General features: G+C 40.5%; 12 protein-coding genes. All 12 read left to right on the forward strand.

Annotation, left to right across the window (positions count from 1 at the left end; genetic code table 11):
* Positions 1-44: 44 nt before the first annotated feature.
* The 12 genes from lrp (at position 45) to AN214_RS11950 (ending at position 15,380) form a co-directional block, all read left to right on the forward strand.
* Positions 45-512: a leucine-responsive transcriptional regulator Lrp gene (lrp, locus tag AN214_RS11895; protein WP_054979927.1), complete on the forward strand. Its 468-nt coding sequence runs from the start codon at positions 45-47 to the stop codon at positions 510-512.
* Between the two features lie 96 nt (positions 513-608).
* Positions 609-3,215, forward strand: coding sequence for a DNA translocase FtsK (locus AN214_RS11900; protein ID WP_054979928.1), 2,607 nt, complete (start codon positions 609-611; stop codon positions 3,213-3,215).
* A 1-nt stretch (position 3,216) separates the two neighbouring features.
* Entirely contained in the window at positions 3,217-3,882 is a 666-nt protein-coding gene (gene lolA / locus AN214_RS11905) for an outer membrane lipoprotein chaperone LolA (RefSeq protein ID WP_054979929.1), read from the forward strand.
* Positions 3,875-5,218, forward strand: a complete 1,344-nt coding sequence (locus tag AN214_RS11910; RefSeq protein ID WP_054979930.1) for a replication-associated recombination protein A — start codon at positions 3,875-3,877, stop codon at positions 5,216-5,218. The genes lolA and AN214_RS11910 overlap by 8 nt, the downstream gene beginning before the upstream one ends.
* Positions 5,205-5,591: a fluoride efflux transporter CrcB gene (gene crcB / locus AN214_RS11915; protein WP_010560173.1), complete on the forward strand. Its 387-nt coding sequence runs from the start codon at positions 5,205-5,207 to the stop codon at positions 5,589-5,591. The genes AN214_RS11910 and crcB overlap by 14 nt, the downstream gene beginning before the upstream one ends.
* A 6-nt stretch (positions 5,592-5,597) precedes the next feature.
* Positions 5,598-6,890, forward strand: coding sequence for a serine--tRNA ligase (gene serS, locus AN214_RS11920; RefSeq protein ID WP_054979931.1), 1,293 nt, complete (start codon positions 5,598-5,600; stop codon positions 6,888-6,890).
* A gap of 87 nt (positions 6,891-6,977) precedes the next feature.
* Positions 6,978-8,105: a hypothetical protein gene (locus AN214_RS11925; RefSeq protein WP_054979932.1), complete on the forward strand. Its 1,128-nt coding sequence runs from the start codon at positions 6,978-6,980 to the stop codon at positions 8,103-8,105.
* A gap of 245 nt (positions 8,106-8,350) precedes the next feature.
* On the forward strand, positions 8,351-9,601 hold the full coding sequence (locus AN214_RS11930; protein WP_054979933.1) for an efflux RND transporter periplasmic adaptor subunit: 1,251 nt from the start codon (positions 8,351-8,353) through the stop codon (positions 9,599-9,601).
* Between the two features lie 12 nt (positions 9,602-9,613).
* A complete protein-coding gene (locus tag AN214_RS11935; RefSeq protein ID WP_054979934.1) occupies positions 9,614-10,336 on the forward strand; it encodes an ABC transporter ATP-binding protein in 723 nt (240 codons plus the stop codon).
* 3 nt (positions 10,337-10,339) lie between these two features.
* Positions 10,340-12,736 (forward strand): ABC transporter permease, encoded by a 2,397-nt coding sequence (locus tag AN214_RS11940; protein ID WP_054979935.1) that lies wholly within the window; start codon positions 10,340-10,342, stop codon positions 12,734-12,736.
* A 6-nt stretch (positions 12,737-12,742) separates the two neighbouring features.
* Positions 12,743-14,110 carry a sigma-54 dependent transcriptional regulator gene (locus AN214_RS11945; protein WP_054979936.1) on the forward strand — a complete coding sequence of 456 codons (1,368 nt, stop codon included), beginning with the start codon at positions 12,743-12,745 and terminating at the stop codon, positions 14,108-14,110.
* Positions 14,097-15,380, forward strand: a complete 1,284-nt coding sequence (locus AN214_RS11950) for a PAS domain-containing sensor histidine kinase (RefSeq protein ID WP_235576746.1) — start codon at positions 14,097-14,099, stop codon at positions 15,378-15,380. Before AN214_RS11945 ends, AN214_RS11950 begins: the two co-directional genes overlap by 14 nt.
* Positions 15,381-15,690 lie beyond the last annotated feature (310 nt).

A 15,690-nucleotide genomic window follows, 5' to 3' on the forward strand; every position in this document is an offset into this window, starting at 1 on the left:
ATATAATCAAAGAACAAAGATTAATATTCTAATTTGGTTAGCTAGTGTTAGATCGCATTGATAAAAAGATAATAGTCGAATTACAAAAAGATGGCAGAATTTCGAATGTGGAACTTGCGCGCCGCATAGGTTTAAGTGCAACGCCTTGTTTGGAGCGAGTAAAAAAACTCGAGAGGGAAGGGTATATAAAAGGCTATAAAGCCATTGTCGACCCAAAAAAAGTAGGTGCTGCGTTATTAGTTTACGTTGAAATTACTCTAACCAAAACCTCACCCGATGTATTTGAAGAATTCAGTAGCGCAGTAAAAAACCATGATGAGATTTTAGAATGTCACCTTGTTTCTGGTAATTTTGACTTTCTATTAAAAACCCGTGTAGCAGATATGTCTGCATATCGTGACTTATTAGGTGATATATTGCTACGTTTACCGGCAGTTTCAGAAAGTCGTACTTATGTTGTCATGGAAGAAGTGAAAAGTGATGATGTTTCGCTTCTAAAAGTAGCACCATAGTAATAGAATAAGCACACTACACACTATTTGTATCTTAGAAAGTGTTATTTGCGCTGATGTAGTCGGAAGTAAAGAATAATAAAAAGGGGAGTTGTAATGCGCCTTAATGGTGTTCAAAGATTATTAGAAGCAGGCCTTATTTTAACGACTGCATTCGCAGCGTTTGTGTTAGTTGCTTTATTAACATTTGACCCAATCGATCCGTCTTGGTCTCAAACGGGTGACTATATCAAAGTAAAAAACATGACAGGTACAGCAGGGGCGTGGACTGCCGATCTACTGTACTTTAGTTTTGGTTGGTTGGCGTTACTTGTCCCTGTTATTATTCAAGTCATCGGTTATTTACTGTTCAAAAAAACACACCAAGTATTTAAGCTAGATTACCTCACTTTGTCATTACGCGTTGTTGGTTTGGTGCTGTTTGTCGTGTCATCAACGGCAATTAGCAGCATTAATTTCGATGACTTCTATGAGTTTTCTTCAGGTGGAGTAATTGGCGATGTGTTTGCAAACGCCATGTTACCGACCTTTAACTTTACTGGCACAAGTATCATTTTACTGTGTTTTTTCTTTTCAAGCTTAACCCTGCTAACAGGGGTCTCTTGGGTACAGTTTGTCGACCAAATTGGCCGTTTTGCAATGTATGCTTTTCTATGGTTAAAAGCGTTACCAGAACTATTAGCAGAACGAAAAGAGGCGAATAACGCACCGATTAAAACCGTAACTAATGAATCGGTTTCTCAAGCACCAAAACAAGTAACCTATCATGTCGACGAATTACCAGAGCAAGAAGTAAGCGCTGAGCCACAGGAACCGACAATCGATGTTCAGCCTGAAACCACAATCGAGCCAACTTTTGGTGATGACATTGCAAATACAGAGGTTGAAACAGCAAAACAGCCTGAGCCGAATAATAAAAGCGAAATGCACCCGGCATTACAAGAGTTCGACGAGATCATTAGTGATGATTTAAGTTTCTCAGCGCTTGACGATATTCCGTTTGATGACGATAAACAAACGAATGCGCCAAAGGCCGTATCGGAAGATTTTTTAAGCACGCTAGAACCACAATCAGATGCAGAGCCTACGTTGGCACCCGTTGCGCAGCCAAGCGATAATGAAACCCCAACAGAGCCAGCGCGCAAGTCTACTTACGTTAAACCAAAAACAGCCAAAGAGCAGTTTGAAGATTTACTTGAGGCGACACCACCAGCAACGCCAATGCCGACGTTAGATTTGCTCGATAGGCCAGATAAAAAAGAAAATCCAATTACGCAAGAAGAGCTGGATGCTGTCTCACGTCTAGTTGAAACCAAGTTATTAGATTTTGGGGTGCAAGCGCAGGTCGTTGGGGTTTACCCTGGTCCTGTCGTTACGCGTTTTGAACTGGATTTAGCTCCGGGTATTAAGGTCGCGAAAATTAGCGGTCTAGCGAAAGATTTAGCGCGTTCACTTTCAGCAGTAAGTGTGCGTGTTGTGGAAGTGATTCCGGGTAAAACCTATGTTGGCTTAGAACTGCCAAATCAGCACCGCGAAATTGTACGCCTCTCAGAAGTTATTGGTGCGAAAAAATTTGCTAATAACCCGTCTGACTTAGCAATGGTGTTAGGTAAAGATATCGCAGGTGTGCCTGTAGTTGCTGATCTTGCAAAAATGCCACACCTTCTAGTTGCCGGTACCACAGGCTCTGGTAAATCAGTTGGTGTAAACGTGATGATTTTATCGTTACTGTTTAAATCGACTCCTGATGATGTTCGCATGATCATGATTGACCCGAAAATGCTTGAATTATCGGTTTACGAAGGCATTCCACACCTGTTGTGTGAAGTTGTAACAGATATGAAAGAAGCGGCTAATGCGCTGCGTTGGTGTGTTGGTGAAATGGAACGCCGATACAAACTCATGTCTGCATTGGGTGTACGTAACTTAAAGGGCTACAACCAAAAAGTGTTAGATGCCATTGAAGCAGGTGACCCAATTAAAGACCCGCTTTGGAAAGATACAGATGGTATGGAAACTGAAGCGCCTGACTTAGGCAAGCTACCAGCCATCGTTGTGGTTATTGATGAATTTGCCGACATGATGATGATTGTTGGTAAGAAAGTTGAAGAGCTAATTGCACGTATTGCTCAAAAAGCACGTGCCGCGGGTATTCATTTAGTACTTGCAACACAGCGCCCATCGGTTGACGTGATCACCGGTCTTATAAAAGCGAATATTCCAACGCGTATGGCGTTCCAAGTATCAAGTAAAATTGATTCGCGTACGATTTTAGATCAGCAAGGCGCAGAGCATTTATTAGGCATGGGTGACATGCTTTACTTGCCGCCAGGTACTAGTGTACCAATTCGTGTGCATGGCGCATTTGTTGATGACCACGAAGTTCACGCGGTGGTAAATGATTGGAAAGCGCGCGGTAAACCAAATTATGTCGACGAGATATTGAACGGAGAAGCCGTTGAAGATGTCTTACTACCAGGTGAGACTGCTGAAAGCGACGAAGAAAGCGATCCGCTTTACGATGAAGCGGTTGCATTTGTAATTGAAAGTCGTCGCGCGTCTGTATCGAGTGTTCAGCGTAAATTGCGTGTTGGTTACAACCGTGCGGCACGCTTAGTCGAGCAGATGGAAATGTCCGGTATCGTATCAGCGCCGGGGCATAATGGCACTCGTGAAGTAATTGTTCCGAATAATGCAGGATAAGATGACAAAAAAAATCACATTAATTGTTGCGAGCGTATTAGCGATGAGCACGGCAAGTGTAACAGCAGTGCACGCGCAAACAGAAACAACGCAACATGTCGTAGACAGCAAAGCGCAAAGTGAATTAAAAACGCGTTTAACACAGCTAAACAATTTACAGGCAGATTTTTCTCAAACCGTAATCGACAATACGGGTAGCGAAATTATGCAAGGTACGGGTTTATTAAAAATTAAGCGCCCAGAAAAGCTTTATTGGAAGCAAACATCACCAGATGAAACGGTTCTGGTTTCAGATGGCACTAAAACCTATTATTACGATGAATTTGCTGAACAAGTTACTATTTTAGATAGCAAAAAACTAATCGATAATACGCCGTTTGCGTTGTTAACATCTGCGGATGAAAGCTTATGGCAAAATTACGCAGTAACGCACGCAGATAATGCGTTTGTGATTACTCCGACCAATCAAGGTCAAAGCCAAGTAGAACGCTTAGAGCTTAAATTTGATGCAGATGCATTACGTTCTATGACTGTGTTTGATAACACAGGTCAAACATCTGTTTATGTGTTCTCAAAACAGCAAGTTAATCAAACCATTGATGATGCGTATTTTCAATTCACCATTCCAGCAGACGTATTAGTGGACGACCAAAGTCAAGGTGAGTAATTTAAGCTTTTCATTTGCCCCAGAAATTAGGCCACTTGCAGCACGCATGCGGCCAACTAATTTAAGCCAATACATAGGGCAAAAACATCTGCTTAGCGAAGGTTCGCCGCTTTATAACGCTATTTTAGCCGGTCGCTGCCATAGTTTAATTTTATGGGGACCGCCTGGCGTTGGTAAAACAACGTTAGCTGAAGTCATCGCATATCATGCAGATGCAAATGTAATTCGCTTATCAGCGGTTACCTCAGGCGTGAAAGAAATACGAGAAAGCGTCGCATCGGCAAAAGATCATTTAGCAATGCAAGGGCAGCGTACACTGTTATTTATTGACGAAGTGCATCGCTTTAATAAATCGCAGCAAGATGCGTTTTTACCGCACATTGAAGATGGTACTTTTATCTTTATTGGCGCCACAACGGAGAATCCTTCGTTTTCACTTAATAATGCAATTTTATCGCGTGCACGCGTTTATCAATTAAAAGCGCTCGAACAGCAAGACTTAATACAAGCCATACACAGCGCGCTTAATAGCGATGAGCAGCTACAGCAAAAATATATCGAAATTGATAATGCTGCGATTGAAAAACTGGCACTCGCAGGAGATGGCGACGCTAGACGCACGCTTAATTTACTTGAGCAAGCCATTGATATGGCCGATCAACAAAATGATAAACTGATTGTTAGCGAATATGTATTGGCGAATGTTCTGCCTGCACATATTGCAAAATACGATAAAGGCGGCGATTTATTTTACGATCTTATATCAGCGTTTCATAAGTCAGTTCGTGGCTCTAGTCCAGATGGTGCGCTTTATTGGCTTTGCCGTATTTTGGCAGGTGGCGGTGACCCGCTTTACATTGGTAGACGATTATTAGCGATTGCAACAGAAGATATTGGTAACGCCGACCCTCGAGCGATGCAAGTAGCGCTTAATGCATGGGATATTTATCATCGTGTAGGACCAACAGAAGGTGAAAGGGCGCTTGCCCAAGCCGCGATTTATTTAGCCAGCGCACCAAAGAGTAATGCGGTTTACACAGCGTTTAAGCAAGCAAAACAAGATATTGCAAATGAGCCAAGTTTTGAAGTGCCGCATCACCTTCGTAATGCGCCAACCAATTTAATGAAAGATCTAGGCTATGGTGCAGAGTATCGCTATGCCCATGACGAGCCAGGTGCTTATGCTGCCGGCGAGAAATATCTGCCGGAAGAAATCGCAAATAGAAAATACTATCAACCAACAGAGCGTGGTCTTGAGCAAAAAATAAAAGCAAAGCTCGATTATTTAACCGAGCAAGACAATTTAGCCACTAGGAAACGTTATGACAGGGATTAAACTCTATTTTTACGTTGCACTTGGTGGCGCGACAGGAGCGTGTCTTCGTTATTTTATTAGTGAATCAATGATAAAACTTTTGGGAAAGGGATTCCCTTTTGCTACCTTGACAGTTAATATTCTCGGTTCATTAATGTTAGGCGTTTTATACGGCCTACTAGAAAAAGAATTAATAGTTGTTAACCCGACCAAATCACTTATCGGAATTGGTTTTTTAGGGGCGTTAACAACGTTTTCAACCTTCTCGATAGATACGCTATTGCTGTTACAGCAAGGGCACTGGTTGAAAGCAACACTCAATGTATTTTTAAATGTAATTGGTTGTGTTTTTGTTGCCTATTTAGGTATGCAGCTAGCAATGCAAAAAGGTTAAAAAAGAATGTTAGACCCACGATTTTTACGTCAGGATATCGAAGAAGCCGCAGAGCGCCTAAAGGGCCGAGGTTTTGAATTAAACGTAGCAGAAATTCAAGCGCTTGAAGAAAAGCGTAAAGCGCTACAAGTTAAAACACAAGAATTACAAAATGAGCGTAACACACGCTCCAAAGCAATTGGTCAAGCAAAAGCAAAAGGCGAAGACATCGCACCACTATTAGCTGCTGTGGGTTCATTAGGTGATGAGCTTGATGCGGCTAAAAAAGAACAAGACGAAATCCTTGCTGAATTAAATGCCATTGCTGCAACGATCCCTAACTTACCTGATAGCGAAGTGCCATTTGGTAACGACGAAGACGATAACGTTGAAGTTGTTAAATGGGGCGAACCAAAACAATATGACTTCGAAGTAAAAGATCACGTTGATTTAGGTGAAGGTTTAGCAAAAGGCTTAGACTTTGAAGCGGGTGTTAAACTTTCAGGCGCACGCTTTACTGTAATGCGCGGTAAAGTAGCACGTATGCACCGTGCCCTTGTGCAATTTATGCTAGATACGCACACTGATACAAACGGTTACACCGAAATGTATGTACCGTATTTAGTAAACAAAGACAGCTTATACGGCACAGGTCAGTTACCTAAGTTCGCGGAAGATTTATTCCACACAGAAGCAATCAGCGAGCACAATGAAGGGTTTAGCCTAATTCCAACGGCAGAAGTACCACTTACAAACCTTGGCCGCGACGTTATTTTTGATGAATCAGAATTACCACTAAAAATGACAGCTCATACACCGTGTTTCCGCAGTGAAGCAGGGAGTTATGGTCGTGACACTCGTGGTCTTATTCGTCAGCACCAATTCGATAAAGTTGAATTAGTACAGCTTGTGAAACCTGAAGACTCAATGCAAGCGTTAGAAGATCTGACTAACCACGCCGAAGGTATTTTACAGGCGCTTGAATTGCCGTACCGTAAAGTAATTTTATGTACTGGTGATATGGGCTTTGGCGCAAGCAAAACATACGACTTAGAAGTATGGCTACCGGCGCAAGACACCTACCGTGAAATTTCAAGCTGCTCAAATATGCAAGATTTCCAAGCACGCCGTATGCAAGCACGTTTCCGTCGTCAAGGTGAGAAAAAGCCTGAGTTACTGCACACGCTAAATGGTTCTGGTTTAGCGGTTGGTCGTACACTTGTAGCGATTCTAGAGAACTACCAGCAAGCAGATGGGTCGGTAGTGGTACCTGAAGTACTTCGTCCATACATGGGCGGCTTAGAAGTTATTACTGCATAACAGTTAATAGTATTAAAAACCGGCGATATGCCGGTTTTTTTATATTTCATAACAGCAATATGATTAAAATGTCATGGATGTACGACAATGAAAAAACTCTTTTATGGATTCGTTTTACTTTTAATTTTAGTCATTATTTTCTTATCACAAGAAAAAGAATCAATTAATATCGATTCAGTACAATCAAAAGCCCCCGAGCTTAGTAAATCAATAGATGCACTGGTTGAGCTCGGTCGCATATCCGCAATAAGAAAAGAAAATGTCATTTCTGAAATTGCAAAAAATGATGAGCAGTATGGTATTTTTGCCTGTATTCCTGACTTTTTAGCATGGGGTGGTGAAGGCCTAGATAAAAGCATTAATAAGTTTGTAAATTCAGCAGGTAATTTGAGTGATGAAACTAGCCAACTAATTTACAGTGTATTTTCCATAGCTAATTCTTCAGAAGAACGAATAGAGCGTTTAAATTCAGCATTAGCGTCAGGCGCGCAACATCCGATAATCGCGCTGAATTTTATTAAATATTGCAGTCATACGGATAGTGAGCTCTGTAGTGAAGAAGCAATAGAAAAGGCAATACAACTTGATTTTCAAAACGGTGCTATTTGGTTACAGTCTGCAATTTATTTCAGTAAACATAATAACGAAGCTAAGGTGATTGAAAGCCTTCAAGAATTATTGCAAGCTAATTTTTACAATGAAAGATATGGCGAGCAAATCGTATTTTACGCTGAAGCATTAGAAGCAGAGTTAGGCTTAAGTTTCAATTTAGGTGTTATTGCTGGAATAGGGCATGCAGCAAGCCAACCATACACTTTTAGATACCTAACTAAATGGTGTAAAGACAAGAGTGACGATGTTATCGGTTCCGATATTTGCATAAAAGCCAGTAATGATATACAGCTAAGAGCGACGACATCAATTTCTAAAATGGTTGGAAATTCAATACAATACGAGATCTTTTCCAGTCGTGGTGATAAAGAGAGTTTGGAAGACTTAGAAAAGCAAAAGATTGATAATTATCCAAAGGGATTGTCAAAAGATATAGAACTAATGTTAATGCTTGATCCTCAACTTGCTTATAAATACTTTACTATGTTTGACTTATTAGGAGAGGGTTCAACGCAAAGTATGATTATGAAAGATAGCGAAACTCTTTACTCTAATTTTGATAGTTGCTCAGCTGTTAAATCAATGTCAGAATTTTTTCTTTAATAATTATTATTTACACGAAGCCGGCGATATGCCGGTTTTTTTATGCCTGTTGATTAGCCCTACTAATACGGCGAATAATAGTGTTTCGTTACCGGCACACTATCAAAATAATAACTGTATCGAAAGTGGCACAGTTCTTTGGGTATATTCTAATGTGAAACGTGTAAGTCTATGAAAAATAATTAAAATAAAATTGGCCTGATAATTGTTATAAACCATGTAATGCAATTATCGGATTATGCTGTATGGACATAAAAATTGAGAACAACCCACATAAGCTTAAAAAAACATTTATATACGTAATCGTGGCGAGTTTGCTACTAAGCGCTGTTATGTTTATTCGCCACTATACGCAAGGCGCCTCAAATTTAGTTGAACGAGACGAAATTCTAGTCGCAAAAGTAAAACAGGGCGATTTTGCGATAGATGTGAAAGGGCTTGGTAGTCTAGCACTTGAAAAACGCCATTTGATAACGACAAATGCAGGTGGCAAGGTTGTTGAGGTGTTGGTTAAGCCGGGTGAATATGTAGAACGTGGCGACATTATTGCGCGCTTAGAAAACCCACAAATCAATGAAACACTCATTCAAAAGCAAAGCCTTTTACTTAAAATGACAGCTCAACATAAAGCAGAGCTGGCGCAGCAAAAAGCTTACCTTCAAGAAGCTGAAACCGCCTACCATGATGCTGACCTTGCGCACAAAGCTAATACAATGGAGTGGCAAGCACAGGCAACCTTAATAGCACAAGGCAATAGTACAATTTCTAAACTAGAGCATCAGCGTAGCGAGTTCAACGTTAAGCGCAGTTTAAAACAACTTGCGTTACAAAAAGCTAAAGTAGCGACACAAAAAGAAATACTCGCCGCAAAACAAAATGCGCAACATGCAGAGCAGCAAAGCTTAAAGTCTGAAATTAGTTTGCTTAGCCAACATATTTCACAGTTAGATGTGATGTCGCCAATCACTGGGCAAATCCAAGATGTGTTCGTAGAACTGGGTACACAGCTGGCGAGTACTGGTTCGGTTGCTGAAGTTGCTGATCAAACTAAATTGATTGCCAAAATAAACGTAGCTGAGCTAGATGCGCCTAACGTAAAAGTTGGTCAACAGGCTACAATCGATACCTATACTTCACGTTTAGGTGCACAAGTTACTCGTGTATCGCCAAAGGTGAACAACGGCCATGTGGAGGTTGAACTTGCAATAACTGATGCGATCCCCCCCGAGGCGCGCGATAAACTCAATATCGAAGGCATTATTAATACCAGCTTCAAATCACACACCTTGTATGTAGCGCTACCGCGTAACGCTATTGCCGAGAGTACAAACAACGTATTTGTGTTGGAAAAGCATCTTGCAACCAAACAACCGGTTAAATTTGGCAAACGCTCAGTGAATTATATAGAGGTTGTTGCAGGGCTAACAATCGACCAAGAAATTATTATTTCCGATATGGAAAAATACACCAACGACACGCAAGTGCTTGTACGCTAGAAGGAAATTACAATGAACCCAGTTATCACGTTAAAAAACATCGAAAAGTTATTTAAAACCGATGAAATCGCAACTCAGGCACTTAACGGTATCAATCTCGTAGTCAATCAAGGGGAGTTTGTCGCCATCACTGGGCCTTCTGGTTGCGGTAAATCGACTTTACTCTCAGTGTTAGGGCTGATTGATGAGCCAACAGCTGGGGATTATACCATTAGCGGCAAACAAGCCGTTAACTTAAGCTCTGATCAGCGAGCACACGTTCGGGCAAATCATATTGGTTTTATTTTTCAGGCATTTAACCTTATAAGTGACTTAAATGTACTTGAAAATGTGATGCTGCCACTGACATATATCGGTGGCTACTCTGAACCAGAAATGATTGAAAAAGCGCGTAAGGCGTTGATGTTAGTTGACCTTGAAAATCGCATTAATCACTTTCCTTCTCAATTATCGGGTGGTCAACAGCAGCGCGTTGCCGTTGCTCGTGCGCTCATTAACGAGCCTGATCTAATTTTAGCTGATGAACCAACCGGTAACTTAGATTCGAAAAACGCACAACAAGTGCTGCAATTATTAAAAGATTTACACCTGTCAGGTAAAACAATCTGCATGGTAACCCACGATGTAGAGTCAACGCTTTATGCCAGTCGTACATTGAACATGTTAGACGGTGCAATTGTACGTGATAAGCAGCAAACCTCTAACACTAATCCTTCTGTTGCGCTAGAGGTGTAAATTATGGGGCTGTTATTAGACTTTCGCTATGCGCTACGCAATATTGTTAAATCACTGCGTTTTTCACTGTTAATGATATTTATTATGGTAGGCAGTTTAACCATTTCATTAATTGGCTTTAACTTTATTCATACCATCGCGTTTTCGCACTCAAGTTTTAATCATAACAAAGAAGATATTCGCATCTTAAAGGTATGGAATTCGTTATCATCGCAACGAGAATTTACTTATTCGATGTTAGATGGATTTAAACAACTGGATGAGGTCGAATCCCTTGATAGCTGGATCACCATCAAGCGCAGCAGTTTATGGTTAAGCACGCAACATTATGGTAAGCATTTCCGAGCATCCTATGTTGATCCGTCATTTTTTACGTTTTTGGGACAAGAGCCGGTGCTTGGGCGAGGCTTTAAAAAAGTCGATTACACCAATAATTCGCCAGATGTAGTGGTTATTTCACATATCGTATGGCAGCAACTATTTCAGGGCGATACCGCTGTACTCGGTAAACAATTAAACGTGGCAGGTAAACCGCATACAATTGTTGGCGTAATGGAAAAGCGTAATCATTTTCCCATTTTTTCAAAGGTTTGGCTGCCATTAAAGCAGGCGAACATGAAGCCTGATGATGGTATCGATATTCTTTATAAGTTACCAAATGCTGAATTTGAACGCACCTTCGAAACGAAACTCGCTCATTATTTTTACAATGCAATTAAAGAAAAAGTTAGTGACAGTAATAAACAAACCGGGCAGGGAGTGCGTATTGAGTCGCTTACCTTGGTTGAGCTCAATACCGATGGCGAAGCCGTATTCGTATTTGGTTTATTTGTGTTTGGTATTGTGATTGTGCTGTTTATTTCAGGCGTTAATATTGGCAACTTACTGTTTGCGAAAATTATGGAAAAGCAAAAGGAGTCTGCTATTCGCGCTGCAATAGGCGCAACACAAAAGCGTGTGATCCAGCAGCATGTCACCGAAGGTTTAATATATTGCATTGTTAGCTGGATATTTACCTTGATCTTTACATCGTTAGGGTTAGAAATACTGAATTTTTACATGAATGTGATGTTTGGCGGAAAAATGCCGTATTGGTGGTATTGGCATTTAAATATGCAAACAGTTTTAGTCTCGCTTTTACTATTAGCCATTATTTTTACATTTGCCGTGTTACTACCTGCATATAGATCGGCTAAGTTTAATATTAGCAATGTACTTCGCGATGGCACCCGAGGCGCGACAGGTAAAGAAACCACATTGATGTCGCGACGTTTATTATGCGTGCAAGTATCATTGGTGAGCTTTTTGCTAATGATTGCAAGTACTGTTGGCTATGTGATGTATTCAATTGCAACGAATATCGATGGCGAGCGAGAAAAAGGCGTTTACTCAGTTTATTTAGACTTTGATAATAATGATGAGCTAACCAACGACGAGCAATTAACACTAATAAATAGTTTAGCCGTGGGGCTTTCAAAACAAGACAATATTATTGATGCGGTGTTGTTTGATTCACATATAGATGCTGACGTACTGTACCCAAATGGTGATATTTATAATGATCAATTTATTAGTATCAGTGCAGAGTCACATTTGTTTGAGCGTGAGTTGTTAACTGGGCGAAATTTCAATAGCAATGACAACAGTGAATCAAAACCTGTTGCAATCATTAGTGAGTCACTTGCTAACGCTCTATTTGCTAAAAAAAATGTACTCGGGTCGCAACTTATGTTGCAAGACGCAATGTGGCCAAGTGTTGAGATTATCGGCGTTGCAAAAGATGAAATTAGTGGTGTATCAGGTGACTCGCGCCATGAACTTTACTTTAGTTTACGCCAAACCCATTTTATGGATGACAGTGTAAATATTCGATTACTAACCGATAACACGGCAAATGAGGCGTTGGAGGACTTCTATCGCGTTAAGATGCAGTTATCTCATGATTTAACGATGTATTACATGTTCGACCATTACGATAACCACACATCCATGATCAATTCATTTGCAGCGATTATTTATGTATTTTTAATTGTAGGTGGTTTCGCTCTAACGCTATCACTAATCGGTATTTATGCGATGGGTATTAGTAATATCAACAAATCTCGTTATGAGATAGGCATTCGCCGCGCGATTGGTGCTAAAGATAGTCAAATTATGCGGTTATTTATTAAAAAGAATATTACGCATATTTTGTATGGAATTGGTACGTCGTTGTTAGTGTTTGGCATTCTATGTTATCTTGCAGAAAGCTTTTTAAGAGGAAATGTGCCAATTAACATTATGTTAGAGGCAGGTGCATTGACTGTAGTTGTGGTACTTGCAGCGGTTTGTCTCGCATTATATGTACCAGTAAGGCACGTTATTAAACAGCAGCCTGCAACAAGTTTAAGAATGGATTAAGGTTTCTTGAAAACAATTTTAGTTGTCGACGACTCGCTTGATATTCAAGCGAGTCTTAAGTTCTTTTTAGAAGACGAAGGGTATCTTTGTCACTGTGTACTTTCACCTGATACAGCGCTTGATTATGTTGCGAAAAACAGTGTCGATTTAGTGCTACTTGATATGAATTTTAGTCAAAATACAACAAGTGGCGCTGAAGGCTTAGGTGCAATTGAAGCGCTGAAAGAATTAGACCCACTTTTGCCCGTGGTTGTAATGACGGGCTGGGCAACGCTTGATTTAGCCGTCAAAGCGTTAACCACAGGGGCTGCCGATTTCATCGAGAAACCATGGCAAGACGAGCGCTTAGCCCATGCAATTAAACTTCAGCTAAACACGCGACGTGACAAACAAGATTTAGCGCGTTTAACCCAAGAAAAACAACGTACAATTGCACACCAATCCGCACTACACGCATATAGCAAACAAAAGCAGCAAGTTTTGAGTCAACTCGAAAACTTAGCAAAAAGCGATATGAATATACTGCTAACGGGTGAAAACGGCACGGGGAAAAGCTATTACGCGCAGTTTATTCATCAGAATTCGACGCGCTCAAGGGCAAGCTTTATCGCACTCAATATGGGGGCGCTGAGCGATGAATTATTTAACTCCGAAGTGTTTGGTCATAAAAAAGGGGCGTTTACTGGCGCAAGCCAAGACCGTTTAGGAGCGTTTACTTTAGCTGAAAATGGCACCTTGTTTTTAGATGAAATTGCTAATTTGTCTGCGCAATCACAAGCAAAGTTATTGCATGTGCTTGAAGAGCGAAAGTACACGGCCCTCGGTAGCAGCAAGGTGTTAGAAAATAAAGCGCGTATTATTTCTGCAACCAATGCGGATCTATCTGAAGCAATTGCAAACGAGCTATTTCGCCAAGATTTATATTACCGTTTAAACACAGTTGAAATTGAAATCCCACCGTTAAGATCTTGCAAAGACGATATTCTACCGCTAGCAAACCAATTTTTAACGTCATTCTGCAAGCAATACGATAAGCCTGCTTTGTCACTAACACAGTGCGCCAAACAGGCACTGCTTAACTATAGTTTTCCGGGTAATGTTAGGGAGCTGAAACATATTATTGAGCGCGTTATATTTATGGCGAATGGACAGCAAATAACTGCTCAAGATTTAATGTTAAGTTCAACAACAAGTAATAATAAACCTAATGTACAACACTCCATTGATATGACGCTCAGTATCGATGAAGTCATAGAACAAGCATTATTGTCGCGACTCGAACACTTCAATGGCAATGCATCAAAAGCGGCCAAAAGTTTAGGTATGTCGCGCAGTGCTTGGTATCGCAAAATGTCTAAGTATGATGCGGTTTAACGCGTTTTCGGGGCGCTGGCTGACAAGCTTGCTGTTATTGATACTCGTCAATGGCTTACTGATCACTCATAGTTACCCGTTAGCGCTTATTTTATTGGTAAATCTAACCTCAGCATTATGGTTTTTAATCGAGACCTATCGCGATGCGATAGCTAAACGCAATACCATTAATTTAATCGACACATTATTGATCTCGTTACGCCAAGGTGAATATGCGATTAGAGCAAATGAGGCACAAGATAGCGCGCTAAGTTCTACCGTTGAGCACTTAAATGCCCTTGCAACTAAAATGCAACGAGACCAGCGGTTAGTTGCCGAGCAACAAGATTTGTTAGCGCAGATTATTGAGAAGGTTGATTTTGCACTCTTGGTGTTTAACGAACGTAGCTGCATATTTAGAAATCAATACGCGGCGCAAACATTCGATGCAAGTAATCAAAGTAATATTTGGGCTTGGTACAAGGCATTACTAGCCAATCAACAACAAGGAAAAGTGGCCTTAACAATTGATGGCAAACAGCATGCATTTTTAATTGAGCAGTCGCACTGTCGTATCGGTGATCAGAATTACGTTTTGTTAGTATTAAAGCAATTGGATTCCATTTTATATCAACAAGAAAAAGACGCGCTTAAAAAGTTTGTTCGTATCCTAAGCCACGAGATTAATAATACACTGGCGCCAATAGGCACAGTAGCACGCAGCCTAAATAAACGGCTCGCAAATGACATTGACAGGGACAGTTTTGCAACGGGTTTAACATTAATTAATGAACGTGCGAATTACTTAAAGTCGTTTATGGATAACTATGTGTCATTGGCAAAATTACCAGCGGCTAACAAAAATATTGAAAGCTGTGACGCGTTATGCAAACAGTTAACGGCAATTTATCCAGACATTAAAATTCAATATGAGCAAAATTTGTTTGGCTTTTTCGATATTAGTCAGATAAAGCAAGTGCTCTGCCATTTGATTAATAATGCACGTGAAGCATCTAGCCCATCACCAGATGTTTCATTAAAACTTAGTGCTAACCAAACTGACATTATAATTGACGTCACTGATACTGGCCCTGGTTTTTCAAATTTGGAAGACGCCGGCACTGCGTTTTATACAACAAAAAGCGGCGGTAACGGTATTGGCTTAATGTTGTCACGCGTAATTATTGAAAATCATGGTGCGGCACTTAAACTTCAAAACCAAACAGAGGGTGGGGCGTGGGTGCAATTCTCATTGGAGCGGGTTATTAATAATACAAATTCACTTAAGTAGCAGAGCATCTTAGTGGTCAATTGATCAAAGAAAGTGCCTATTGGTTGGTAAACAACCTGATCTCGGGATAATAAATTACTTTCTAGCAGCTACTTTTACTTATTACTGCGTTAGATTTGTTTGCAATAGGCTCGCTATTGACGCACAAATTTGCCTTGTACTAAGACAAACTATCAAGCTAGAAGGCATGAAATAACATAACTCATATATTTCAAATATTTAGTTAACTTCTTAACCCGAGTTAAGGTTAACTAGCATTCTAAAGATAACATGATACAAACAAAAAAAGCGCCAATTGGCGCTTTTAAAT

This window comes from Pseudoalteromonas sp. P1-9 (assembly GCF_001399975.1).
Taxonomy (GTDB): domain Bacteria; phylum Pseudomonadota; class Gammaproteobacteria; order Enterobacterales; family Alteromonadaceae; genus Pseudoalteromonas.

What these genes read in the sequence shown, in the direction of transcription:
- AN214_RS11900 (WP_054979928.1), top strand. Translation starts at nt 609, where the DNA reads ATGCGCCTTAATGGTGTTCAAAGATTATTAGAAGCAGGCCTTATTTTA.
- lolA (WP_054979929.1), top strand. Translation starts at nt 3,217, where the DNA reads ATGACAAAAAAAATCACATTAATTGTTGCGAGCGTATTAGCGATGAGC.
- crcB (WP_010560173.1), top strand. Translation starts at nt 5,205, where the DNA reads ATGACAGGGATTAAACTCTATTTTTACGTTGCACTTGGTGGCGCGACA.
- serS (WP_054979931.1), top strand. Translation starts at nt 5,598, where the DNA reads ATGTTAGACCCACGATTTTTACGTCAGGATATCGAAGAAGCCGCAGAG.
- AN214_RS11925 (WP_054979932.1), top strand. Translation starts at nt 6,978, where the DNA reads ATGAAAAAACTCTTTTATGGATTCGTTTTACTTTTAATTTTAGTCATT.
- AN214_RS11930 (WP_054979933.1), top strand. Translation starts at nt 8,351, where the DNA reads ATGGACATAAAAATTGAGAACAACCCACATAAGCTTAAAAAAACATTT.
- AN214_RS11935 (WP_054979934.1), top strand. Translation starts at nt 9,614, where the DNA reads ATGAACCCAGTTATCACGTTAAAAAACATCGAAAAGTTATTTAAAACC.
- AN214_RS11940 (WP_054979935.1), top strand. Translation starts at nt 10,340, where the DNA reads ATGGGGCTGTTATTAGACTTTCGCTATGCGCTACGCAATATTGTTAAA.
- AN214_RS11950 (WP_235576746.1), top strand. Translation starts at nt 14,097, where the DNA reads ATGATGCGGTTTAACGCGTTTTCGGGGCGCTGGCTGACAAGCTTGCTG.